Source organism: Bradyrhizobium sp. SZCCHNRI1029 (genome assembly GCF_032487555.1).
Classification (GTDB): domain Bacteria; phylum Pseudomonadota; class Alphaproteobacteria; order Rhizobiales; family Xanthobacteraceae; genus Bradyrhizobium.
The window spans coordinates 374,664-396,353 of sequence record NZ_JAUEUK010000008.1 but is presented as its reverse complement, the minus strand read 5'-3'; the positions used below and the strand labels follow the sequence as shown (position 1 = coordinate 396,353).

The 21,690-nt window shown below is 66.7% G+C and carries 22 protein-coding genes and 1 tRNA gene; 12 read left to right on the top strand and 11 right to left on the bottom strand.

The window, feature by feature from the left end; all coding sequences use genetic code 11:
• Nucleotide 1: 1 nt before the first annotated feature.
• On the bottom strand, nucleotides 2-1,003 hold the full coding sequence (locus QW861_RS23945) for an ABC transporter substrate-binding protein (RefSeq protein WP_316169628.1): 1,002 nt from the start codon (nucleotides 1,001-1,003) through the stop codon (nucleotides 2-4).
• Between the two features lie 204 nt (nucleotides 1,004-1,207).
• On the opposite strand from QW861_RS23945, the gene QW861_RS23940 reads away from it, so the two are divergent.
• The 6 genes from QW861_RS23940 (at nucleotide 1,208) to QW861_RS23915 (ending at nucleotide 6,006) form a co-directional block, all read left to right on the top strand.
• Nucleotides 1,208-1,963 carry a GntR family transcriptional regulator gene (locus QW861_RS23940; RefSeq protein ID WP_315752684.1) on the top strand — a complete coding sequence of 252 codons (756 nt, stop codon included), beginning with the start codon at nucleotides 1,208-1,210 and terminating at the stop codon, nucleotides 1,961-1,963.
• Between the two features lie 69 nt (nucleotides 1,964-2,032).
• Entirely contained in the window at nucleotides 2,033-2,437 is a 405-nt protein-coding gene (locus QW861_RS23935) for a DUF350 domain-containing protein (protein ID WP_315714024.1), read from the top strand.
• Nucleotides 2,438-2,439: 2 nt separating this feature from the next.
• On the top strand, nucleotides 2,440-2,835 hold the full coding sequence (locus QW861_RS23930; protein WP_315752683.1) for a hypothetical protein: 396 nt from the start codon (nucleotides 2,440-2,442) through the stop codon (nucleotides 2,833-2,835).
• 339 nt (nucleotides 2,836-3,174) lie between these two features.
• Nucleotides 3,175-4,338 carry a glutathionylspermidine synthase family protein gene (locus tag QW861_RS23925; protein ID WP_315752682.1) on the top strand — a complete coding sequence of 388 codons (1,164 nt, stop codon included), beginning with the start codon at nucleotides 3,175-3,177 and terminating at the stop codon, nucleotides 4,336-4,338.
• Between the two features lie 117 nt (nucleotides 4,339-4,455).
• Entirely contained in the window at nucleotides 4,456-4,848 is a 393-nt protein-coding gene (locus QW861_RS23920; RefSeq protein ID WP_315714020.1) for a hypothetical protein, read from the top strand.
• 36 nt (nucleotides 4,849-4,884) lie between these two features.
• Nucleotides 4,885-6,006 (top strand): DUF2252 family protein, encoded by a 1,122-nt coding sequence (locus tag QW861_RS23915; RefSeq protein ID WP_315752681.1) that lies wholly within the window; start codon nucleotides 4,885-4,887, stop codon nucleotides 6,004-6,006.
• 13 nt (nucleotides 6,007-6,019) lie between these two features.
• On the opposite strand, the gene QW861_RS23910 is transcribed toward QW861_RS23915, so the two are convergent.
• The 9 genes from QW861_RS23910 to chpT form a co-directional block, all read right to left on the bottom strand.
• A complete protein-coding gene (locus tag QW861_RS23910; protein WP_315752680.1) occupies nucleotides 6,020-7,507 on the bottom strand; it encodes an HWE histidine kinase domain-containing protein in 1,488 nt (495 codons plus the stop codon).
• An 11-nt stretch (nucleotides 7,508-7,518) separates the two neighbouring features.
• Entirely contained in the window at nucleotides 7,519-7,815 is a 297-nt protein-coding gene (locus QW861_RS23905) for a circadian clock KaiB family protein (RefSeq protein ID WP_012046401.1), read from the bottom strand.
• Nucleotides 7,812-9,566, bottom strand: a complete 1,755-nt coding sequence (gene kaiC, locus QW861_RS23900) for a circadian clock protein KaiC (protein ID WP_316193547.1) — start codon at nucleotides 9,564-9,566, stop codon at nucleotides 7,812-7,814. The genes QW861_RS23905 and kaiC overlap by 4 nt, the downstream gene beginning before the upstream one ends.
• Nucleotides 9,567-9,789: 223 nt before the next feature.
• On the bottom strand, nucleotides 9,790-10,659 hold the full coding sequence (locus QW861_RS23895; protein ID WP_315752677.1) for a protein-glutamate O-methyltransferase CheR: 870 nt from the start codon (nucleotides 10,657-10,659) through the stop codon (nucleotides 9,790-9,792).
• Nucleotides 10,656-11,846, bottom strand: a complete 1,191-nt coding sequence (locus QW861_RS23890; protein WP_316193546.1) for a chemotaxis response regulator protein-glutamate methylesterase — start codon at nucleotides 11,844-11,846, stop codon at nucleotides 10,656-10,658. The genes QW861_RS23895 and QW861_RS23890 overlap by 4 nt, the downstream gene beginning before the upstream one ends.
• Nucleotides 11,847-11,920: 74 nt before the next feature.
• Complete coding sequence (locus tag QW861_RS23885; protein ID WP_006613312.1) at nucleotides 11,921-12,286, bottom strand: PleD family two-component system response regulator; 366 nt, start codon at nucleotides 12,284-12,286, stop codon at nucleotides 11,921-11,923.
• 68 nt (nucleotides 12,287-12,354) lie between these two features.
• Nucleotides 12,355-12,825, bottom strand: coding sequence for a chemotaxis protein CheW (locus QW861_RS23880; RefSeq protein ID WP_315714012.1), 471 nt, complete (start codon nucleotides 12,823-12,825; stop codon nucleotides 12,355-12,357).
• A gap of 26 nt (nucleotides 12,826-12,851) precedes the next feature.
• Nucleotides 12,852-15,620 carry a hybrid sensor histidine kinase/response regulator gene (locus QW861_RS23875; protein WP_315714011.1) on the bottom strand — a complete coding sequence of 923 codons (2,769 nt, stop codon included), beginning with the start codon at nucleotides 15,618-15,620 and terminating at the stop codon, nucleotides 12,852-12,854.
• Nucleotides 15,621-15,863: 243 nt separating this feature from the next.
• Nucleotides 15,864-16,526 carry a histidine phosphotransferase ChpT gene (gene chpT, locus QW861_RS23870; protein ID WP_315752676.1) on the bottom strand — a complete coding sequence of 221 codons (663 nt, stop codon included), beginning with the start codon at nucleotides 16,524-16,526 and terminating at the stop codon, nucleotides 15,864-15,866.
• A gap of 232 nt (nucleotides 16,527-16,758) precedes the next feature.
• Here chpT and cysQ point away from each other — a divergent pair, with 232 nt between their 5' ends.
• The gene (gene cysQ, locus QW861_RS23865) at nucleotides 16,759-17,592 is read left to right on the top strand and encodes a 3'(2'),5'-bisphosphate nucleotidase CysQ (protein WP_315714009.1); all 834 of its coding nucleotides are present in this window, start codon (nucleotides 16,759-16,761) and stop codon (nucleotides 17,590-17,592) included.
• A gap of 15 nt (nucleotides 17,593-17,607) precedes the next feature.
• Here the strand turns inward: cysQ and QW861_RS23860 are convergent, their stop codons facing one another.
• The gene (locus QW861_RS23860) at nucleotides 17,608-18,114 is read right to left on the bottom strand and encodes a YHS domain-containing (seleno)protein (RefSeq protein WP_315714008.1); all 507 of its coding nucleotides are present in this window, start codon (nucleotides 18,112-18,114) and stop codon (nucleotides 17,608-17,610) included.
• A gap of 119 nt (nucleotides 18,115-18,233) precedes the next feature.
• Between QW861_RS23860 and QW861_RS23855 the strand changes: the two genes are divergently transcribed.
• The 5 genes from QW861_RS23855 to QW861_RS23835 all read left to right on the top strand — a co-directional run bounded on the left by QW861_RS23855 (nucleotide 18,234) and on the right by QW861_RS23835 (nucleotide 21,629).
• Nucleotides 18,234-18,860, top strand: coding sequence for a DUF1134 domain-containing protein (locus QW861_RS23855; protein ID WP_315714007.1), 627 nt, complete (start codon nucleotides 18,234-18,236; stop codon nucleotides 18,858-18,860).
• 144 nt (nucleotides 18,861-19,004) lie between these two features.
• Nucleotides 19,005-20,291, top strand: coding sequence for a hypothetical protein (locus QW861_RS23850; RefSeq protein ID WP_315714006.1), 1,287 nt, complete (start codon nucleotides 19,005-19,007; stop codon nucleotides 20,289-20,291).
• A gap of 238 nt (nucleotides 20,292-20,529) precedes the next feature.
• Nucleotides 20,530-20,604 (top strand) — tRNA-Val (locus QW861_RS23845).
• A 171-nt stretch (nucleotides 20,605-20,775) separates the two neighbouring features.
• On the top strand, nucleotides 20,776-21,141 hold the full coding sequence (locus QW861_RS23840) for a hypothetical protein (RefSeq protein ID WP_315752732.1): 366 nt from the start codon (nucleotides 20,776-20,778) through the stop codon (nucleotides 21,139-21,141).
• A gap of 95 nt (nucleotides 21,142-21,236) precedes the next feature.
• The gene (locus QW861_RS23835) at nucleotides 21,237-21,629 is read left to right on the top strand and encodes a FixH family protein (RefSeq protein WP_315714005.1); all 393 of its coding nucleotides are present in this window, start codon (nucleotides 21,237-21,239) and stop codon (nucleotides 21,627-21,629) included.
• The last annotated feature ends 61 nt before the right edge of the window (nucleotides 21,630-21,690 follow it).

Below are 21,690 nucleotides of genomic sequence, written 5' to 3'. Positions count from 1 at the left end.
CTCAGTAGCCGAGCTCGGTCTTCGGCTTGCCCGTGGCCGCTTCCAGGAAGCGGTAGTCGAGGTTCTTCTCGACGGCGGCCGTGACGTCCGAGTTGATGTATTTCAGGTCGCGCATCATCGCGGCGATGGCGAGCGCCGAGGCGCGGTACATCTTCGGGTCGGGATCGAGATTCTCGACCGCGCCGGTCGCGATCGCCTTGTCGAGGCCGGTGATCTTGGAGATGACCTCGATCAGCGCCGGCTTGTCGGCGGCGATGTGCGCATCGACCTTGACGACCGCGCGCACCACGCCCTCCAGCGCCTTCGGGTTCGACGCGATGACGTCGGAGCGGGTCAGGATCAGGTTGGTCAGCTTGCCGGCGGCCTGGTCATAGGGGAAACCGAAGAACTTCGCCGCCTTGGCCTGCATGATCTGGGTCGCGAACGGCTCGACGGTGCAGATCAGCTCGACCTCGCCACGGCGCAGCGCCTGCAGATGGTCGGACGGATTGGGGATGTTGACGAACTGCACGTCCTTGTTGATGTCGATGCCCTGCTTGGCGAAGGCGCCGCGCATGTGGATGTCCTGCGCATTGCCGCGCGAGGCGGCGACGCGGAACGGCTTGCCGTCGGCCTTGTATTTGGCGATGAGCGCCTTCAGCGCGCTCCAATCGCCCGGCGCGACCTCGAGATCGTTGCCGAGCAGGATCGCCGAGCCGCCATTGACCTGGCCGGAGATCGCGACCACGTCGAAGCCTTTGTCGAGCGCGATGGCGTAATGCAGATAGGTCACCTGCGCGACGTCGATGTTCTTCGAGACCAGCGCGGTCAGCGCGTCCGTGCCGGTGTTGAAGCTGACGGCATCGATCGCGACGCCTTCCGCGAATTGCGGCGTCAGCGACATCGGCGTGCAATGCGCGCATTTGGCGTAGCCGAGTTTGATCTTGGCGGCGTCGTCGGCGAAGCTGAGCGAGGGCAGCGCGAGCAGGGCGAGAATGAGCAGCACGAAACGTTTCACATCCATCTCCAGGGCAGGTCGATCCACGGGCTTGTCTCTCATGGCTTGTGCTCTCATCAGCAAGCGACATGCCAACTGGATGCGATATGCAATGTTGATTTTATACAATAAAATCAGTATTTAACAGCCATCCAATCTTGAAGGATCTGCCTGATCCGCGGGCGCATCGCCCGAATTTCAGGCATCTCGCAGCGGAGCAGCCGCGCCGACATGACCCCACCAGCACCCCGGCCCAGACTGAAGACGCGCTTCAAGCCGGCGCGGCTGAAGCTGTCGTCCGACCACTCCAAGCGGCCGCTCGAGCGGCTGTCGCTGCACGATCAGGTCGTCGCCAGGGTGCGCGAGATGATCGTGGACGGCGAGCTCGCCGCCGGCGCTGCCTTGCCCGAGCGCATGCTATGCGAGACTTTCGGCGTGTCGCGCACGCCGCTGCGCGAGGCCTTCAAGATCCTCGCCGCCGAGGGCCTCATCGAGCTGCGGCCGCATCGCACGCCCGTGGTGGCGCCGATCGACGCCCGCGAGATCGCCGAGATCTTCGACGTGATGGTGTCGCTCGATGCCGCCGCGGGCCGCGCCGCGGCCGCGCGTGCGACGGCGGACGACCTCGCCAGGCTCGAGGCCATGCATGCCGAGCTGGTGGCGCTGCATCGTGCCGCCGAGCGCGCCGCCTATTTCCGGCTCAACCAGCAGATCCATGCCGAGATCACCAAGCTCGCCGGCAACGCCGTGCTGCTCAACATGTGGGGCACGCTGCACGCGAGCGTCTTCCGCGCCCGCGCCGTGGCCAATTACGATGCGCGGCGCTGGGACGAGTCGATCCGGGAGCACGAGGCCTTCATGGCGTTGCTGCGGGCCCGAGACGGCGACGGCTTCGCGCAGGCGCTCTCCGAGCACACCCGCAAGACCGGGGATTCGGTGCTGCAGATGCTGGACCAGGCCAGGCGGGATCTGGCGAAGGGCGGATAGACTTTGTTCACGTCGAACCGGGCATGCTGGCATAGCGACAGATGAGAGCTCCACACGCTTGGCCTGATCATGATCCTGCAATCGCTCGCCGGCCTGCCGGCCTTTCTGGTGTACTTCTGTACCGCGCTGGCCGCGGTGACGGCCTACCTGTTCGTCTACACCCGCGTCACGCCCTACAATGAATTCCAGCTGATCCGGGACAATCACCCCTCGGCCGCGATCGCGCTCGGCCTCAGCCTGCTCGGCTTCACCCTGCCGCTGGTCAGCGCCATCGCCCATTCCGCCAACGTGCTGGACTGCCTGGTTTGGGCGCTGGTCGCGCTGATCGTCCAGGTGATCGTCTATTACCTCGTCCGCATTCCGGTGCCGGATCTCGCCCAACGCATCGTCGCCGGCGAGCTGGCTTCGGCGATCTGGCTCGGTCTCGCGTCGCTCTCCGCCGGCGCGCTGAACGCCGCCTCGATGATCATCTGACCATGGCCGAGAAACGCCGCGAATTCGGCAAGCGCCGGCCGATGCCGCCCCCGCCCGCGACGCCGCCGGTGAAGCGCTCCGGCCATGTCGCGCTGCTCTTGATGGGCACGCTCGCCGTCGGCAGCACTGCCTATGCGCTGATGCCGCGGCATCAGAGCTGCCCGCAGCCAGGCGCCGAGACGCCGACCATCGCCGGCCAGCCGCAGACGAGCGAATGCACGACGCGCCGCTCGAGCGGCGGTGGTGGCGGCGGCAGCGGCTCCGGCCGCTGGGGATTTTCCAGCGGCGACAGCGATTCCAGAAGCAGCGGATCGAGCCATGTCGCCGAGGCCTCCTCCGCACATGTCTCGCGCGGCGGCTTTGGCTCGTTCGGACACGGCTTCGGAGGCGGCGGCTGATTTTCGTCGCGCCGGCGCCGTGAAAACACCGCGTTCATGCTGTTATCTCGGATTCGGATCTTTGACACAGACTCAAAATCATAAAAAACTGGCCTACCTACTGATCGGAAGCGATCCGATGCAATGTCGGCACCTGATGGTGCCAGCGACGATGAGGGCTGCGGCGACCGCCGCCGCCTCGCAGCAATCTGCTGGCAGGCGATCGCGTGGTCGCCGGCGCGGGATGGCGCCGGGACCGCGCGGACGTGATCATGGCCGCATCATTGATGGCGGCCGCGGTCGTGCTGCGCCCTGTTGCCACGGGCACGGCTTGTTCGCTGCTGCCTTGGGCTGACGCCGATGCAGCGCATCCCCTGTCCCGAACGTGACGACTGGCGCGAGACCGCGGCACGATGCGGATTCGACTTCTACGAACTCGACGGCGAGCGCTATTGGGACGAGCGCGCCTACTACGCATTCACGATCGCCGAGATCGAGCTCGGCATCGAGGAGCCGACGGCCGAGCTCGAGCAGATGTGCCTCGCGCTGGTCGCGCGCGTCGTCGGTGACGAGGCGCTGCTGCGCCGGCTGAAGATCCCGCAAGCGGTCTGGCCGCTGCTGGCGGAGAGCTGGCGCCGGAGGGACGGCAGCCTCTATGGGCGGTTCGACCTCAGCTATCAGGGCGGCCGTACGCCGGCGAAGCTGCTCGAATACAACGCCGACACGCCGACGTCGATCTTCGAGGCCGCCGTCTTCCAATGGACGTGGCTCGAGCAAGCGATCGAGCGCCGCATCCTGCCGGGGCGCGCGGACCAGTACAACTCAATCCATGAGCGCCTGATCGAACGCTGGCGCGCCCTCGGCAAGCGGCGCCGCGTGCATCTGGCCGGGCTGACCGCCAACGCCGAGGACGCCACGACCCTGGCCTATCTGGCCGACACGGCAGCCCAAGCGGGCCTGTCGACAACCATCCTTGACGTCGCCGACATCGGCTGGCGCGAGACCGGCGGCGGCTTCGTCGATCTCGAGAACGGCGACATCGCGCTCGCCTTCAAGTTGTATCCCTGGGAATGGATGTTTCGCGATGCGTTCGGCGTCAAGCTCGCGGAGGCGCCGACGCAATGGATCGAGCCGCCGTGGAAGGCCATCCTGTCCAACAAGGGCATCCTGCCCCTGCTCTGGCAGATGCACGAAGGCCATCCGAACCTGCTGCCGGCCTATTTCGAGGACGATCCGAAGGCCGCCGGCCTCGGCCCGAGCTTCGTACGCAAGCCGATCTACTCGCGCGAGGGCGCCAATGTCAGCCTGGTGTCCGACGGCGTCGCCGTCTCTACGCAGGAGGGTCCCTACGGCGCCGAAGGCTTCATCCGCCAGGCGCCGGCGCCGCTGCCGGATTTCGGCGGTGTGTTCCCGGTGATCGGCAGCTGGCTCGTCGACCATCAGCCCTGCGGCCTGTCGATCCGCGAAGACACGAGCCCGATCACGGGCAACCGCTCGCGCTTTTTGCCGCACGCAATCCTGTAGGATATTAACGACCGCCGACGAAAACGCCTCGACACGCCGGTCGAGAGGATTAGATAGACCGAGGGTGAACTCCCTGCGCGATGGGCGCGCATGACCGGGACATGACCGGGACGAGGCATGGCGACGGACAAACCCGAACTCGAAGGCTTGCGTATCCTGGTCGCCGAGGACGAGGGCCTGATCGCGCTCGAGCTGGAAACGGTGTTGCAGGGATTCGGCTGCGAGGTGGTTGGTCCCGTCTCGCGCGTCGGCGACGTGCTGCGCGAGGCCGAGCGCGGCGGCCTGGACGGCGCGCTGCTCGACGTCAACCTGCGCGGCGAGCAGATCTTCGCCGTCCTGCCGCAGCTGATCGCGCGCGAGCTCAAGATCGTGATCACCTCCGGCTATGACGATGCGACGCTGTTTCCGCCGGAGTTCCGCAGCCTGGCCCGGCTCGCCAAGCCGTTCGACGAGCGCGCGCTGCGCGCGATGTGCGAGGCCACGTTCGTTCGGCGTCAACGCAACTCATAACGCCTCGCTCACGCCCGGCGCATCGGGAGGCATCGCGTGTCCATCATCGAAGATACCGCGGCCTACGAGGCCTGGCTTCGCAGCCAATGCAAAGTGGTCGAGGACGACCTTCTCGCCAAGCACCAGCGGATGCGAAAGTCTCCGTTCGCCCTGCTGCGCGCCACCTACTATCGCTGGGCGCGGCGCATCGAGGAGATCTGCCCGGAGCTGGCCGAGGCGCCGGTCGCGCTGTGCGTCGGCGACATCCATCTGGAGAATTTCGGCACGTGGCGTGATGCCGACGGGCGCTGGGTGTGGGGCGTCAACGATTTCGACGAGGCCGCGAGGATGCCCTACGCCTTCGATCTGGTCCGGCTCACGACCAGCATCGAGCTCGCGCCCGACATGGCAATCGACAGCCGCGACGCCGCAGACGCGATCCTCCAAGGCTATCGCGACGGTCTCAAACACCCGCGGCCGGCGCTGCTCGACGAACACGAGATCTGGATCAGGCCCTACGTCAAATGCTCGGATGATTGCCGCCGCGCGTTCTGGGAGGAGATCAACGGCCTCGCGGCCGCCGATGCGATTCCATCCGCGGTGCAGAAGCTGCTCACCGCCAGCCTTCCGGAGCAGGCGAAGAATGCCGCATTCTTCCATCGCTTCGCCGGCGGCGGCAGCCGCGGACGCACGCGCTACGTCGTCGTCGCGACATGGCGCGGCGGCCGCGTCGTCCGCGAGGCCAAGGCGCTGGTCCCTTCGGCCTGGACCTGGGCCAAGAACAGGACGAAGGGCAGGATGCAGCCAAAGCCGGCGCCGCCGCACCGATTCGTCGAGCTGTCGACCGGGACCTATCGCGCGCCCGATCCATTCCTGCACGTTCACAGAACCAATGACGGGGACTACGTGGTCCGACGCCTGTCCGCGGACTCGCGCAAGATCGATCTCGGCAAGGAAGCCGGCGCCGATCTCAAGCTGGAGCTTCTGCGCGGCATGGGCACCGACCTCGCCTCCATCCATGCCGCCGACCGCCGCGCCGGCGCCGGGATCGCGGCGGACCTGAAGCAGCGCGGTTCAGGCTGGCTGCGCCGAGCAGCGCGCGCCGCGCGTGAGGCGACGGAAAGGGACCACGACGTCTGGCGCCGCAAGGCGGCACGCTCCGTTCCGATCGCGCGCTGAGGCGGGCATCCGATCAGTCCGGCTGCACGGCCGATGCCGGCAGATGCTCGGGGGTCGTCTCCGCGGTCAGCGCAAAGGTCAGCGAGCAGCGAATGCCCGCGGGCTCGAAGTCGAGCAGGGCTTCGCCCTCGAGATCGAAGCGGACGACGCGGTCGATCAGCGTGGTGCCGAAGCCGCGCCCACCGCCGCCTTCGATCAGCGGTCCGCCGCGCTCGAGCCAGACCAGCTCCAGCCGGCGGCCATCGTCGCGCAGGCGCCAGGAGATCGTGACCTGGCCGTGGGAGGCGGACAACGCGCCATATTTGGAGGCGTTGGTCGCAAGCTCGTGCAGCACCATCGAAAGCGGCAGCACCAGCCGTGCCTCCAGGAGCACCGGAGGGCCGTCGATGGCGATCCGCCCTTCGCCGATGCCATAGGGCGCCAGCACGGTGGTGAGCAGTTCGTTCAGTCCGATGCCGATCCAACGGGTCTGCGTCAGGATGTCATGCGCGATCGAGACCGCCTGGATGCGCCCGGAGAACGCCTTGTTGAAGGCCGGCAGCGACGGTGAGGTCCGCAAGGTCTGCCCCGCCACCGACTGCACGATCGCCAGGATGTTCTTCACGCGGTGATTGAGCTCGGCGACCAGCACGGTCTGCTGCTCTTCCGCGCGCTTGCGTTCGGTGATGTCGGTCAGGGTGACGATCGAGCCGACCGTCTCCTTGAGATCGTTCACCAGGGGCCCGCCGGACAGCAGGAACGACCGCCCCGACGCCCGCGCGTTGCGCAAGGCGACCTCGACGCCATGGAAGGGCTTGGTCGCCAGCGCCTGATCAAGGCTCTCGCGCGAGAAGCGCGTCAACGTGCCTCGCTGGCTGGCGCTCTGCCCATCGAGCGGGAACGCCTCAGAAAACAACTGGCCGACCGGCGGTCGTTCCGCGAGCTGCTCCGCGACCCAGCTCGCATGGGTGATCCGGCCGTCGAGCGCCAGCACCACGACCGCATCGGTCGCCTGCTCCAGGATCGAGCGCGCAAAGCGCTCGGCATTGGCGACCTCCTCGGCGCGCCGCTGAATCGACATGTCGGTCAGCGTCACGAGCGTGGCCACCACGCCGCCCATCGCCATCTGGCGCATCCACACCGACACTGGCAGTTGGCCGCCGTCAGCGCGGCACAGTTGAGCGTCGGTTGCCGCATCGTCGGCGCGCTGCTCGGGCACCGCTCCCGCAAACAGCGAGGCAAAGCTGCGTCCCACCAATTGCTGTACGCCGAGGCCGGTCAGCGCGCACAGCCTGGAATTGACATAGACGATGCAGCCGTCGGCATCGAGCGTCAGAGCGCCGTCGCTCATGCGCTCGACCAGAACATGATAGGGCGCGTCCGCGCCCTGCAGCATGATGACCTGGGGTCCGGTCGGGCCCTGCACCACCACGGCATCGACGTTGCCGCGATGAATGGCCTCGACCGTCTCCTCCGCCTCGTTACGCGGCCGTCCCGCCTGCATCGCGTCTGTTGATGCCACGCGTCCTCCGTTCAGCTCGGTGCGATGTCCAGACCAACCAGCACCTTCTCCGCATTGGAGAGATCGCCGATGATTCGCTTGAGGGGCTCGGGCAGTTGACGGATCAAGGTCGGGATTGCGACGATCTGATCTCGTTGTGCGAGGGCCGGATCCTTCATCAGGTCGATCACCTCGATCGTGTAGCGGCCCGGCAGATGCGTCTCGCACAGCTTCTTGAGGTTGGCGAGCGCCGCCAGCGATTTCGGCGTCTGACCGGCGACATAGAGCCGGAGATTGTAGCCATCCTGTTCCATCGGAGCCGCCGTCATTTTCTGGATGTCAGCGGGTTGGCTGGGGAGCTCGGACGAGGCCTGGACGAGCGGCTCTCGATCTGCGCGAGGCGAGCGGCTGCGCGCTGATCCTCGCGGGCAGCGCCTTCCAGATTGATGAGCTCCATCTCGCTCTCCTCGTTGGCCAGCTGAGCCTTGAGCGTTTCGATCTGAGCCGCGAGGTCGCGGCGGCGACGTTCGATCTCGCGCGTGCGTCGTTCCGTATCCTGCATGCGCAGCAGGCGCTCGACGCGATCTCTCGCCTCCTGCGCCACCCTGGCCGATCCCGTGAGCACGCCCTCCGGGCCGACATAGACCTCGCGCAGCGAGATGCCGTCGGCACTCATCAGGAATTCGCGGACCTGGTTGGAATGCGCCATGCCGCGCGACTTCAGCAGATAGAGCTGGCGGTTGTGCTCGCCGTTGCTCTCGCGATTGTAGAGCAGCAGCCAGGTGTCGGTGAGCGACGAGATCTGCATCTCCGTGGTCGCCGTCTCCGCGCTGCCGGCGCCGAGATTGGTGAACAGCGCCGTGACGCCGCGCGCCTTCAGGAAATCGATGAGGCGCAACGTCATCGAATGCACGTCGCCGGCAATGCCGGCGCCCATGAGCGCCGAGATGGGATCGACCACGACGGCGGCGGGATCGAACTCCTTGACCTCGCGATGCATGGCGGCGAGATGCGTTTCCAGTCCGTACAGATTGGGGCGCCGGGCCGAGAACCGCAGCAGGCCGCGATCAACCCATTGCTGCAGGTCGAGACCGACCGACTTCATGTTGCGGATGATCTGCTGCGGGGATTCCTCCAGCGCGAAATAGATGCAGCGTTGCCCGCTCTTGCAGATCGAATTGGCGAAGTGTGCCGACACCGTCGACTTGCCCGAGCCGGCCATGCCCGAGATCAGGATGCTCGACCCTTTGTAGTAGCCCTGGCCTTCGAGCATGTCGTCGAGATCGGCAATGCCGGTGGAGACCCGCTCCGTCCACGCATCATGCGCGAGCCCCGACGAGGTGATCGGCATCACCGTGATGCCTTCCTGGTCGATGATGAAGGGGTATTCGTTGGTGCCATGCGCCGTGCCGCGATACTTCACGACGCGCAGCCGGCGGGTCGAGAGCTGATCGTGCACGCGGTTGTCGAGCAGGATGACGCAGTCGGCGACGTATTCCTCGAGGCCGTAGCGCGTCAGCGTACCATCACCGCGCTCGCCGGTGATGATGGCGGTGACGCCCTTGCTCTTCAGCCATTCGAACAGCCGGCGCAACTCGGAGCGCAGCACCGCCTGATTGTCGAGGCCGCCGAACAGGGTCTCGATCGTATCGATCACGACGCGCTTGGCGCCGATCGAATCGATCGCGAAGCCGATGCGGATGAACAGGCCGTCGAGATCGTAGTCGCCGGCCTCCTCGATCTCGTTGCGATCGAGATGGATGTGATCGACCACGATCTTCTTCTGCTCGATCAGCCTATCGATGTCGTAGCTGAGCGAGCCGACGTTCTTGATCAGGTCCTCGGGCTGCTCCTCGAACGCGATGAACACGCCCGGCTCGTCGTAGGCGACCGCGCCATTGTAGAGAAACGTCATCGCAAACAACGTCTTGCCGCAACCGGCCGCGCCGCACAGCAGCGTCGGCCGCCCTTGCGGCAGGCCACCGTAGGTGACCTCGTCGAGGCCGTCGATCCCGGTCGGCGATTTGGCGATGACAGGGAGATCCCGCGTCACGATTCGAGGACGCACACTCGTTTTCATCCAATCCCCCGCCACCAATTCAACACGCGTGAGTCCACACCAAGGCGTGATTAGACGCGTCAGGAACCGAAAAGTTCCATGGGTCGGCGAGATTTGCTTCGGAAGGAGGCCTGCGGGCGCAGAAAGGACCGGCCGCCCGCGCGGGACGGACGCAAGCGGGACGGAACGGCCGACCGCCCGACCGGTCGAAGCGCCCCCCGGTCACAGACGGCTCCGGCCGGCGTCAGCGCGCCGCGACCACCTTGAGGCCGGGCAGCAGCGCCGCGCCGCCGCGCGGGCTGCGCACCGGATTGATCTGGTACAGACCCCGCCGCTCCTGGTTGGGCCGGAACGCGTCGGTGATGCCGACGACCGATTCGGCGGCTCCCAGCAACAGCGTGCCGTCCGGCTCCATCACCTTGGCCATTCGCTCGAAGATCGAGGCCTTGGTCTCCTGATCGAAATAGATCAGCACGTTGCGGCAGAAGATGATGTCGAACTTGCCGAGATGCGAGAAGTCCTGCAGCAGATTGAGCTGGCGATGCTGGACCATGCCGCGGATGTCGGCGCTGAGCTGCCAGAGCTCGCCGAGCTGCGTGAAATATTTCACCAGCAGCTGGATCGGCAATCCACGCTGCACCTCGAACTGGCTGTAGAGGCCGGCCTTCGATTTCTCCAGCACCTCCTGCGACAGGTCGGTGGCAACGATCTCGATGCGCCAGCCCGCCAGAGCGGGACCGAATTCGCGCAGGCACATCGCGATCGAATACGGCTCCTGTCCGGTCGAGCAGGCGGCCGACCAGATGCGCAGGGAACGACGATTGGCGCGCGACTGGATCAGCGCCGGCAGGATGCCCTCACGGAGATGATCGAACGGAATCTTGTCGCGGAAGAAAAACGTCTCGTTGGTGGTCATCGCCTCGACCACCTGCGTCGTGAGCTGCTCCGCGCCGCTCTTGATCTTCTGCACCAGCTCCGTGATGCCCGGCAGGTTGGAGCGGCGGGCCAGCGGCAGCAACCGGCTTTCGACCAGGTACTGCTTATCGGCCGACAGATCGAGGCCGGAGCGATCCTTCAGGACCTTACGCAAGAACTCATAGTCCAGGGGTGTCACGAACGGTCTCCAGCAAACAGACGAACCAGCTTCGGTCCAATCTGATTCAAGGGAAGGACGGCCGCGCAGATGCCGGCATTGGCTGCTGCGCCCGGCATGCCCCAGACCACGCTGGTCGCCTCGTCCTGCGCGATCACGCTGCCGCCGGCGGCGACGATGTCCTTGCCGCCGCGCATGCCGTCGGATCCCATGCCGGTCAGGATCACGGCCAGGGTCGAGCCCTGCCAGACCTCGATCGCCGACATGAACAAGGGATCGACGGCGGGCTTGCAGAAATTGACCGGAGGACCGTTGTCCAGCGCGATCACCACATCGGCGCCATGGCGCGCCACACGCATGTGGCGGCCGCCGGGGGCAAGGTAGATCTGACCCGGCTTCACCACTTCACCGTCGACGGCCTCATGGGCCGGCCTGCGGCTCGAGCGCGCCAGATGCTCGGCGAGGATGGTGGTGAAGGTCGGCGGCATATGCTGGGTGATCAGCACCGGAAAGCGGTCGATCACGGGACCGAGCTCGGTCACCAGCGACATCAGCGCCTGCGGGCCGCCGGTCGACGATCCGATCAGCAGCACCTTCGGCATCTGCGTGCTGAAGGAGCGGCGCGCCAGCTGGGCCGGCGCGGCGGGCGCCACGGGAGCGACCATCGGCCGCGCCGTTGGCGCAGGCCGGAGCCCCTGGACTTGCGGGACGATCGGCGAGGCGGCCGGCGCATGCGGGGCGGGAGCGGCGCGGCGCGCCTTGGCGCCGAGATTGCGGATCTTCTGAATCAAATCGTAGTGGAAATTGTCGGCCGCCGAGGCCTCGCGCGTGCTCTCGGGTTTCGGAATGTAGTCGGCCGCGCCGAGCGACAGCGCCTTGAAGCTGATCTCCGCGTTGCGGCGGGTCAGCGTCGACGCCATGATGACGGCGAGGTTCTTCTTCTTGGCAAGCAGCTTCGGCAGGGCGGCGATGCCGTCGAGCTCGGGCATCTCGATGTCGAGCACGGCGACGTCGGGATTGACGCGATCGATCTGGTTCACGGCTTCGAGGCCCGTGCGCAGCGACGCCGCCACGACCATGTCGGGCTCAGACGCGATCCAGCGCGAGATCATGCCGCGAATGACCACGGAATCGTCCACGACCATCACGCGGAGAGGTTCCTGCCTGGTCGAACTTGGGATCGAAGAACTGGCCAACGCGACGCTCATAGTTCACCAACAGGACAGAGGCACGGGGTGACGGCAAGCCCGGACGACCACGGGACCGACGCTCGCGACGGAGATCAGATCAGCCCGACTTCCTGAAACTTCGCCGTCACGATGTCCTTGTCGAAGGGCTTCATGATGTACTCGTTGGCGCCGGCGTGCAGCGCGCGCGCGATGTGCGCGACATCGTTCTCGGTCGTGCAGAACACCACCTTCGGCGCGTCGCCGCCGGGCATGCGCCGGAGATTGCCGAGGAACTCGTAGCCGTCCATGACGGGCATGTTCCAGTCGAGCAGCACCGCATCCGGGAGGCCCCGCTTGCAGATCTCCAGCGCCTGCTCGCCGTCCTCCGCTTCCACGATCTGGAAATCCAGACCTTCCAGAATCCGTCGCGCCACCTTTCGAATGACGCTGGAATCGTCAACTACCAGACACGTTCTCATATCAGCCTCACGAGATCAGGATCCAATGCAACGACGCATGATGCGCCGCTGCCCGCACGTTGCAGTGTTCAGGCCGCCATCTTGTCGGCGGCGAGCTCGAGCACGCGATCGACGTCGAGAATGACCATCAGCTGGCCGTCGAGGCGGTGCACGCCGCCGGCAAGCTTCGCCATGCGCGGGTCGAGATTGACGGGGTTCTCCTCCCGGCCCTCCTCGGGCAGCCGCAGCACCTCGCCGATCTGGTCGATCAGGAGACCGTAGGACTCGCCGCGCAGATCGACGCCGACCGCCATCGGCGGCTTGCCGTCCTCGGCGCGGGCAAGGCCGAGCCGCGCCCGCATGTCGACGACGGTCACGATGCGGCCGCGCAGGTTCAGGACCCCGGCGATCTCCGCCGATGACAGCGGCACCCGCGTCACCCGCTCCGGCATGAACACGTCCTGTACCCGGGAGATCGGCAGGCCGAACAGCTGGCCGCCGATCATCGCAGTGACGTATTCGACGGCGGCGCCCTCGGTGGTTTCGATCTTGCTGCTCATCGCACGCTACTCCTGTCCGCTTGCTGTCACGCGGCCCGCCGGTTGGCTTCGGCGCGGGCCCGTTCCTCGATCTGTTCCTTCAGCGCCGCGATCAGGCCGGGCCGGTCGAACTTGGCGATGTAGTCGTAGAGGCCGGCCTGGCGGCCGCGCTCGATCGCCGCCGGCGACACCAGCGACGACACCGCGATGACCGGCATCTGGCTCAGGTTCTGGTCGGCGCGGATCGCCTCGGTGAACTCGAAGCCGTTCATCTCCGGCATCTCGATGTCGGTGACGACGATGTCGAAGCTGTGCCCGGAGCGCAGCGTGGCCAGGCCCTCGATCGCCGAGGCCGCCGTGCGCACCTTGTAGCCGGCCGACTTCAACACCGGCGCCAGCATGTTGCGGAAGAACGGCGAGTCGTCGACCAGCAGCACCGACTGCGTCTGCGCGTCGGTGTGCATCTCCTTGCGGATGAACCAGTCGGCGAAGGCCATCGGCAGGAAGTGGCCGACGTCGATCACCTCGGTCGCCTGGCCCTTGATCACCGCCGAGCCAAGGATGCCGTCCTTGGCGCCGGAGACCTGGATGTTGAGCCGCTCCTCGACGATGTCGATGATCTCGTCGACCACGAGGCCCATCGCGCGGGTCTCGTCGGCGAACACCAGGATCGGCTGCGAGCCCGACGTCTGCACCGACACGCCTTCCATCTGCACCAGGGGCATCAGCTGGTCGCGGTACTGCACCATGTAGCGGCCGTTGGAGATCTCGATCTTGTCGGCCGCGATCTCCTCCAGGCGCGTGACCAGCGCCAACGGCACCGCCTTGGGCTGCGCCGTGCCGGCGCGGAACACCAAGAGCGAGGTGAGCTGCTCGCCGCCGATGGCGTGATGCGCGGCGTGCTCGTCGGACACCGCCTGCGAGGCCGAGCCGGCGGCGCCGAGCGCTTTCGCAATGCCGTTCGGATCGATGATCATGATCACGGCGCCGTCGCCCAGGATGGTGTTGCCCGAGAACATGTCGATGTGACGCAGCTTGGTCGACATCGGCTTGACCACGATTTCCTCGGTGTGGAACACGCAGTCGACCACGATGCCGAAGGTCTGGTTGCCGACCTGCGTCACCACGATGAATCCGTTCTCCGGATCGGTCGACGAGCCGTCGTCGATCTTCAGGAGCTTCTTCAGATGCATCAGCGGCAGCAGCTTGTTGCGCAAGCGCAAGACCGCGGTGTCCTTGATGCGCTCGATGCGGTGCTCGGAGTTGGCGCGCGCACGCACCAGCTCGACGACCGACAATTGCGGGATCGCGAAGCGGTCGCCGCCGGCTTCGACGATCAGCGCCGAGACGATCGCGAGCGTCAGCGGGATCTTGATGGTGACCGAGGTGCCCTCGCCGAGCACCGACTTGATGTCGATGGTGCCGCCGATCTGGTCGATGTTGGTGCGCACCACGTCCATGCCGACGCCGCGGCCCGAGACCGAGGTGACGGCGGCCGCGGTCGAGAAGCCCGGCTCGAAGATGAACTTGTGGATCTGCGCTTCCGTCATCTTCTCGAGCTCGGCCTCGGTGACGAGGCCGTTCGCCAAGGCCTTGGCCTTGATGCGCTCGGTGTTGAGGCCGCGGCCGTTGTCGGCGATGCAGATGATGATATGGCCGCCTTCGTGATAGGCGGACAGCCGGATGGTGCCCTGCTCGGCCTTGCCGGCCGCGGCGCGCTCGGCCATCGTCTCCAGGCCGTGATCGGCGGAGTTGCGCACCATGTGGGTGAGCGGGTCCTTGATCAGGTCGAGCACCTGGCGGTCGAGCTCGGTGTCGGCGCCGTGCATCTCGAGCTCGATCTGCTTGCCGAGTTCGGTGGCGAGGTCGCGGACGATGCGCGGCAGCTTCTGCCAGGCATTGCCGATCGGCTGCATGCGCGTCTTCATGACGCCCTCCTGCAGCTCGGCGGTGACGTTGGACAGCCGCTGCAGCGGCACCTTGAACTCGGTGTCCTCGTTGCGGCGGGCGATCTCCAGGAGCTGGTTGCGCGTCAGCACCAGCTCCGAGACCATCGTCATCAGATGTTCGAGCGTGTCGACGTTGACGCGGATCGACTGGTTGGCGACCTTGTCGTTCTCGTGCACCTCGCCGTCGGCATTGACCTTCGGCCGCGCCGCCTTCTTCGGCTCGGCCTTGGCCTCTGCTTCCGCCTTGGCAGGCCCGGCCTTGGCGACCGGCGCCGGGGCAGCGGCCTTGGGCTCAGGCGCCTTCTCATGCGCGGGCGGCAACTCGATCGCGGTCTCGCGGAAGGCCCGCTCGAGCTCGTCGAGCGACACTTCGCCCGGACGCAGCGGACGCTCCAGCGTCTGGTCGATCAGCGAGCCGTGCGTCACCGCGGGGGCGGGCGGCGCGGCCGGCACCAGCGGCGGGGCCGCCTCGCCGGCGGCCATCGCCGCCATGCCGCGCTCGACCATGGCTTCGAGCTCGCTGATGAGGTCGCGGTCCTCGCCCTCGGGCTCGGCCTCGTTGGCCTCGAGCTGTCCCAGGATGTCCTTGATGCGGTCGATCGTGGTCAGGATCAGCGTCACGGCCTCGCCGGTCACCGGCATGCCGTCGCGGAATTTGCCCATCAATGTTTCGGCGGCGTGCGCCAGCGCTTCGAGCCGCGGCAGGCCGAGGAAGCCGCAGGTCCCCTTGATCGTGTGCACCAGCCGGAAGATGTTATCGAGGATCTTGGCGTTGTTCGGCTCCTGCTCGAACCGCACCAATTGATTGTCGACGGTGTCCAGGCTCTCGCTGGTCTCCGTCAGGAACTCACGCAACAGGTCATCCATGAAACTGGCCTTCGCACGCAACGGAACGCGACATGACGCGCCCTTCAAACCGTGGCCAGTTTCGGTGCAAAGCGTTTAATATTAGTTGAGTAAGCGCAAATGAACGGACTCAACAAAGAGATAAGATGCATCCGGACAAGTTCGGACACATCGGCAAGGCTTGATTAACCATGGTGAAGGGATTGTTGCGTCTGTCCCACGACACGAGGCCGCAGGGACTGACGCGGCAGGACGTCCGCCCGATCAGGCCGCCTGCACGACCATCGCATTGCCGTCGGCGGTGAGCGTCACCTTGAGGCCGCAGGCATCGGCGAGCAGACGGGTGTAGTAGGGCTGCACCGCGTGGGCATCGATGGTCGATTGCAAGTCGCCACCGAGCAGATTGACGATGTTCTGCGGCAGCCGGGCATTGAGCCCGGTGGCGGCGACGCGGAAGCTCATGGTCTCGCCATCGCCGATCGGGTCGACGGTCAGCATGCCGCCGCGCGGGATCGTCTGCTGCGCCACCACCATCATGTTGAGCAGCAGCTTGACCCGGTTCTTGGGCAACAGCAGCCGCGGCAGATTCCAGGTGATCGAGGTCTTGGCGTCCTCGATGTGGCCGCGCGCCATGGTCTGGGCGTCGCCGAGATCGATCTGCGCGCCCGCAGAGCCGGCCGCACCAAAGGCGAGGCGGCAGAATTGCAGCCGGGCCGACGCCGTCTTGGCGCTCTTGCGGATCAGCTCCAGCGCGAAGTCGCGATCCTCCGGCTTCGGATTGTCGTCGAGCACCTCGAGCCCATTGACGATGGCCCCGACCGGACTAATCAGGTCGTGGCAGACCTTCGAGCAGAGCAGAGCGGCAAGTTCGAGCGTATCGGGAGCGGGAATCGGATTGGCGATCTCGGGAGAGGACGTGCCGGACATTCGATGTTCCTGAAATCCGCGAACCTGGGCGAATCATGCTTGCGTTAACGCTTGATACACTGCGAAAGCATGGACCGCCACCGAACTGAGAGCGGCACACGGGAAAGTACGTAGCGGTTTTCCCGGCAGCCGCAATGAACGTGCGAACGGCCGTACCCGGATGCGCCGGGCGCCAGAACAGGGATACGATGATGCCAGCTGCGTACGGAATGGCCGGAAGGAGCACCGCGCAATGACGACGGCACCGACTGCAGGAACCGTCGGGGTCGAGGCCGCCGCGGCGCTGATGACGCCCCTGACGGAGCTCGTCGTCGAGGCGGCCTACGCGATCCTCGCCGTCAACCGCCGCGCCATGGCCGTCACCGACAAATCCGACGGCTCGCCGGTCACCGAGGCCGATCTTGCCGCCGACCGGGTCATTGCCGAGGGGCTGGCGCGGCTGGCGCCCGCGATCCCCGCGCTGTCGGAGGAGCGGGTCGGAACGAGCGCAGGACCGTTCGAGGGCAGCTTCTTCCTGATCGATCCGCTCGACGGCACCAAGGAGTTCGTCGCCGGGCGCGGCGAGTTCACGGTCAATCTGGCGCTGGTTACCGACGGCAGCCCGCTGCTCGGCATCGTCTGCGCGCCGGCCATCGGCCAGATCTGGCGCGGCCTGGTCGGCCGTGGCGCCGAGCGGCTGTCGTTCACGGAGGCGGGTCTGGCGGCCGCCGAGCCGATCCGCACCCGGCCGATGCCGCCGCAAGGCGCGGCATGGGTCGCCGCGGTCAGCCGGTCGCATGGCGATGCCCGCACCGAAGCCTTCATTGCGGCGCGTCCGGGCGCGGTGCGCCTGCCGCTCGGCTCGGCCGTGAAGTTCGGGCGGCTCGCCGAAGGTCTGGCCGACATCTATCCGCGGCTCGGCCCGACCTCGGAATGGGACGTGGCGGCAGGCCATGCCGTGGTCGCAGCCGCCGGCGGCACCGTCACCAGCGAGACCGGCGCGCCGTTGCGCTATGGCGAGCGCCCCGACGGCTTCATCGTGCCGTCCTTCATCGCCTGGGGCGACCCGGCTGCGGTGAAGGTTTGAGACAGCGCTGCCGCGCTATTGCGGCAGGTCGCCCTCGAGCGCCGGCCAACGGGCCTCCGCACCCGGCAGATAGCGGCTCGGGTCGGCCGCGAAAGCGTCGCGGCTCTCTTCTCGGTTGAACAGGAACAGCCGTTCCTCGACCACGACGAAGAAGCGCGGGTTGCCGGCCACCGTTACGCCGCGAGCCACATCGGTCGGGTCGTAGCCGCCGAATTGCGGGCCGTAGACCTCCGGATGGGCCAGGAACGAGGCGCGATTGCCCTCGTTGCGAAACCGCCAGACCACTCCACCCTGGGACGCCTCGAAATCCGGCAGCCCCGGCATGGCCCTGCCATCCACGAAATAGGAAACAGGGTCGAAGCCGTCGATCGCCAGCCCGCTGAAGCGGTCGGAGATGATGCGCTGCGTCGTGGCCGCCGGCGCGCCGACCGGCGGCAGCCCAGCGAGCGCGATAGCGGCAATTACAAGGCGAAACAGCGACTTTGACCCGGTCTGGGGCGGTTGTTGCCGTTGTGCGGTCATAGTTGGTGCCGATAACATGAGAGTCGCAGGGGCATCGCCCCTCGCCCGACAATCGCCCGATGTGGTTGGCGTCAGGTTAAGGCGAGGCTCGGGCAGCCGATAGCAGGGGATTTCCATCGATGAGTTTCGCATCCCGCCTTGCCGCCACGACGTTCGCGGCCGTGCTGGCCATGACCGCGTCGGTCGCCGCGCAGCAGGCGCCCCCGCCTGCCGCGCCGCCGTATCAGCAGCCCGCACCCCCGCCGCGCCCTGCGCCGAGCCCGGACAGCTTCAACCCGGACGAGCTCGTCAATGCCGGCCACCGCTTCTTCGGCAACGTTTCGCGCGGCCTCGCCTCGGTGATCGAGCGCGCCGTCAGCCAATGGGGCCTGCCGAATGGCTACATCCTGGGTGAGGAAGGCGCCGGTGCCTTCGTCGCCGGTCTCCGTTACGGCGAAGGCACGCTCTACACCAAGAACGCCGGCGACCTCCGCGTCTATTGGCAGGGCCCCTCGCTCGGCTTCGACTGGGGCGGCGACGGCGCCCGCACCATGACGCTGGTCTACAACCTGCCGGCCACCAGCGCGATCTACCAGCGCTTCGTCGGCATCGACGGCTCGGCCTATATCGTTGGCGGCTTCGGCATGACGGCGCTCACCGCCAACAACATCGTGCTGGTCCCGATCAGGTCCGGCATCGGCCTGCGGCTCGGCGCCAATGTCGGCTACCTCAAGTTCACGCCGAGCGCGACCTGGAACCCGTTCTGAGGCCGCCGCCGATACCGCCAATTGATGCCGCGAGGACACGTTCTCCCGTGACGGATCAAGGTTAACACGGCATTGGGCTGGCGTTGAATCAGCCCGCCGTGCATTGTGATTCCGTTAATCATTTCTGACCGGGAGTTGTGCGTCATGGTCGAGCCGATCATGTATTTTGCGATCGGTTTTCTGATCGCCATGCTCTGTGCGCTGATGATCGTGCCGCTGGTGCACAATCGTGCGGTGCGGCTGACGACGCGCCGGCTCGAGGCGGCGACGCCGCTGTCGATGGCCGAGATCCAGGCCGACAAGGACCAGCTGCGCGCGGAGTTCGCGATGTCGGCGCGGCGGCTGGAGATGAGCGTCGACGCGCTCAAGAATAAGGCCACCGGCCAGCTCGCCGACCTCGGCAAGAAGACCGACGCCATCAACCGCATGAAGATCGAGCTCGGCGAGAAGAACGCCGCGATCTTTGCGCTGGAGGCGCGCGAGAAGGCGCTGAAGGATCAGCTGCGCGCCACCGAGGAAGAATTCGCCGCCAAGACGGAGGCGCTGCGCGCCGCCGAGCAGGCGCTGAAGGAGAAGCAGGCCGAGCAGGTGCGCCTGACTGCCGAGCTCAACGACAAGGCTTTGCTGGCCGACAGCCGGCAGGTCGAGCTGGTGTCCGTTAGGACCCAGGTCGAGGAGCTGCGCAGCCGCGTGGCCGACGCCGAGAAGGAATTCTCCGCGACCCAGACGCGGCTCGCGCTGGAGCGCGACGAATCCGACACCGCGACCAAGGCGCTCAACGACGCCCGCGCTCGGGTCGAGAATCTCAGCCAGCGCGTCACCGAGCTCGACCGCCAGCTGATCGTCCAGGTCAAGGAAGCCGAGATGCTGGCGAGCCGCGTCGCCGACCTCGAGGGCCGGCTGTCGACCCAGGGCAAGCTGCTTGCCGAACGTGATTTCGAGAACAACCAGTTGCGCGAGGCCAACGTGGCCGCCGACCGCGCCTTGAAGGAGCTGCGCGAGGAGCTGGCCGGCATGGGCAGCGGCAAGTCGGCCGCGTTCGAGCGGCTCAAATCCGAGAAGGCCGCCCTCGAACAGCAGCTGCAGGCCGCCCGCGACGAGCGCACCAAGCTGCAGCGCGAGATGAACGCCATCCAGCAGCAGGCCGAGAGCACCTGGGCCCAGGAGCGGATGGAGAACGCGCTGTTGCGCGAACGTATCAACGACATCGCCGCCGAGGTCGCCAAGCTCGCGATGCAGATCGAGGGCCCGAACTCGACGATCGAGGCCATGCTGGCTGCCGAGCCGGCCCCCGCCAAGCCTGCCAACGCCAATGGCGTCGCCGCGGCGCCGGCTGCTGCGGCCGGCGGTGCGCCCCAGGGCGGTACCCTGGCCGACCGCATCCGCGCGCTGCAGTCTCATGCCTCGCGAGCACGGCAGCTCGGGGCCTGAGGCCGCCGGATCGGAGCCGAGTGCGGCGGATATCTGCCCCTCGCTTCAGTATGGAGGCTGGCCCGCGAGAGGGCCGGTTTCGGCCCCGATCGAGGACGGGCCACCGCACCCCGGCAGTTTTCCTCGCCATCTCCGCCGCAAATCCTTGACACCCCCTGCCCGCGCTTCGTAAATCGCGGGCTCCGACGGACTGCTTCGGCGGCTCGCTGGCTCACAGCCACGACCGCCACCGGCAACCGGGCGCATAGCTCAGCGGGAGAGCGTTCCCTTCACACGGGAGAGGTCCAAGGTTCGATCCCTTGTGCGCCCACCATTTGCCGTCGCCATCCTTTTCCTTTCATGCGATCGCTTGTGCTGGTCTGGCCCGTCGTCATGCCTCCGGCGACGCGATGGTCACGCAGGATTGAGCGGGATCAACGACTGCGTCGGCGCCTGGCTTATGTTAGCTGTCTTGCTCTGCGACCGGAAAGGTAACTCCATCTCGATGCGGCTCGTCCGTACCATCCTGGCGTTCGCGATTGCCCTGTCCGTGGCGATGCTGCCGATCGGCGCATCGGCGGCTGTGATGGCGTCGTCGGACGAGATGCAGACGAGCATGCAGATGGACGACGGGGCCGGCATGTCGATGGACGAATGCTGCCCCGACGACATGAAGGGCACCGGCTCCCCGTCGCACAACACCAAATGCAGCATGGGTTTCTGCTGCGCGGGAGGGACGGTTGCGCTCGGCGATGTCAGGGCCGTTGCCTTCGCGCCCCTCGCCGTGAGCGCGACCAGGATCGCCATTCCCGCCGATCAGGTCGCTTCTCTTCACAGCGGCAGTCCTCCGTTCCGACCTCCTCGAGTCTGATCTCGCACGAGCCGACGCGCACAATGTCTGCGCGCCGATGACTGACGTGCGCGCCGCGGGCGCCACGGCCGAGATCCATTCATGAGGACAGGACCATGCTTTCCAGAATCAGCACCGCGGCCCTCGCCGCCACCCTTTCGCTCGCCGCACCGGCCGCCATCGCCGGCGCCGCCGACTACAGCTTCGAGCCCGTCACGGCCGAGATGAAGAAGGGCGACGACGTCACGGTCGCCGTTCGTCTCACCCATAAGCAGACCGGCAAGGCCGTAACTGACGCGGTCATTTTCAAGACACGCGTCGACATGGCGCCGGATGGGATGGCCGACATGGTGTCGGAGGTGGCGCCGCTGCCGTCCAAGGAGCCCGGCGTCTACGCCTTCAAGACCGACCTGCCGATGGCCGGGCGCTACCAGGTCACACTCTCCGCGAAGGTGCAGGGCGAGCCGGAGACGGTCACCGGCAAGGTCGTCGTCAAGGCGACGAAGTGAGCCTGCGGGGCGCTCCCCGACGAGCGCCCCGCCCTTCCCAACGGATCGCGCGCGTCGCGCG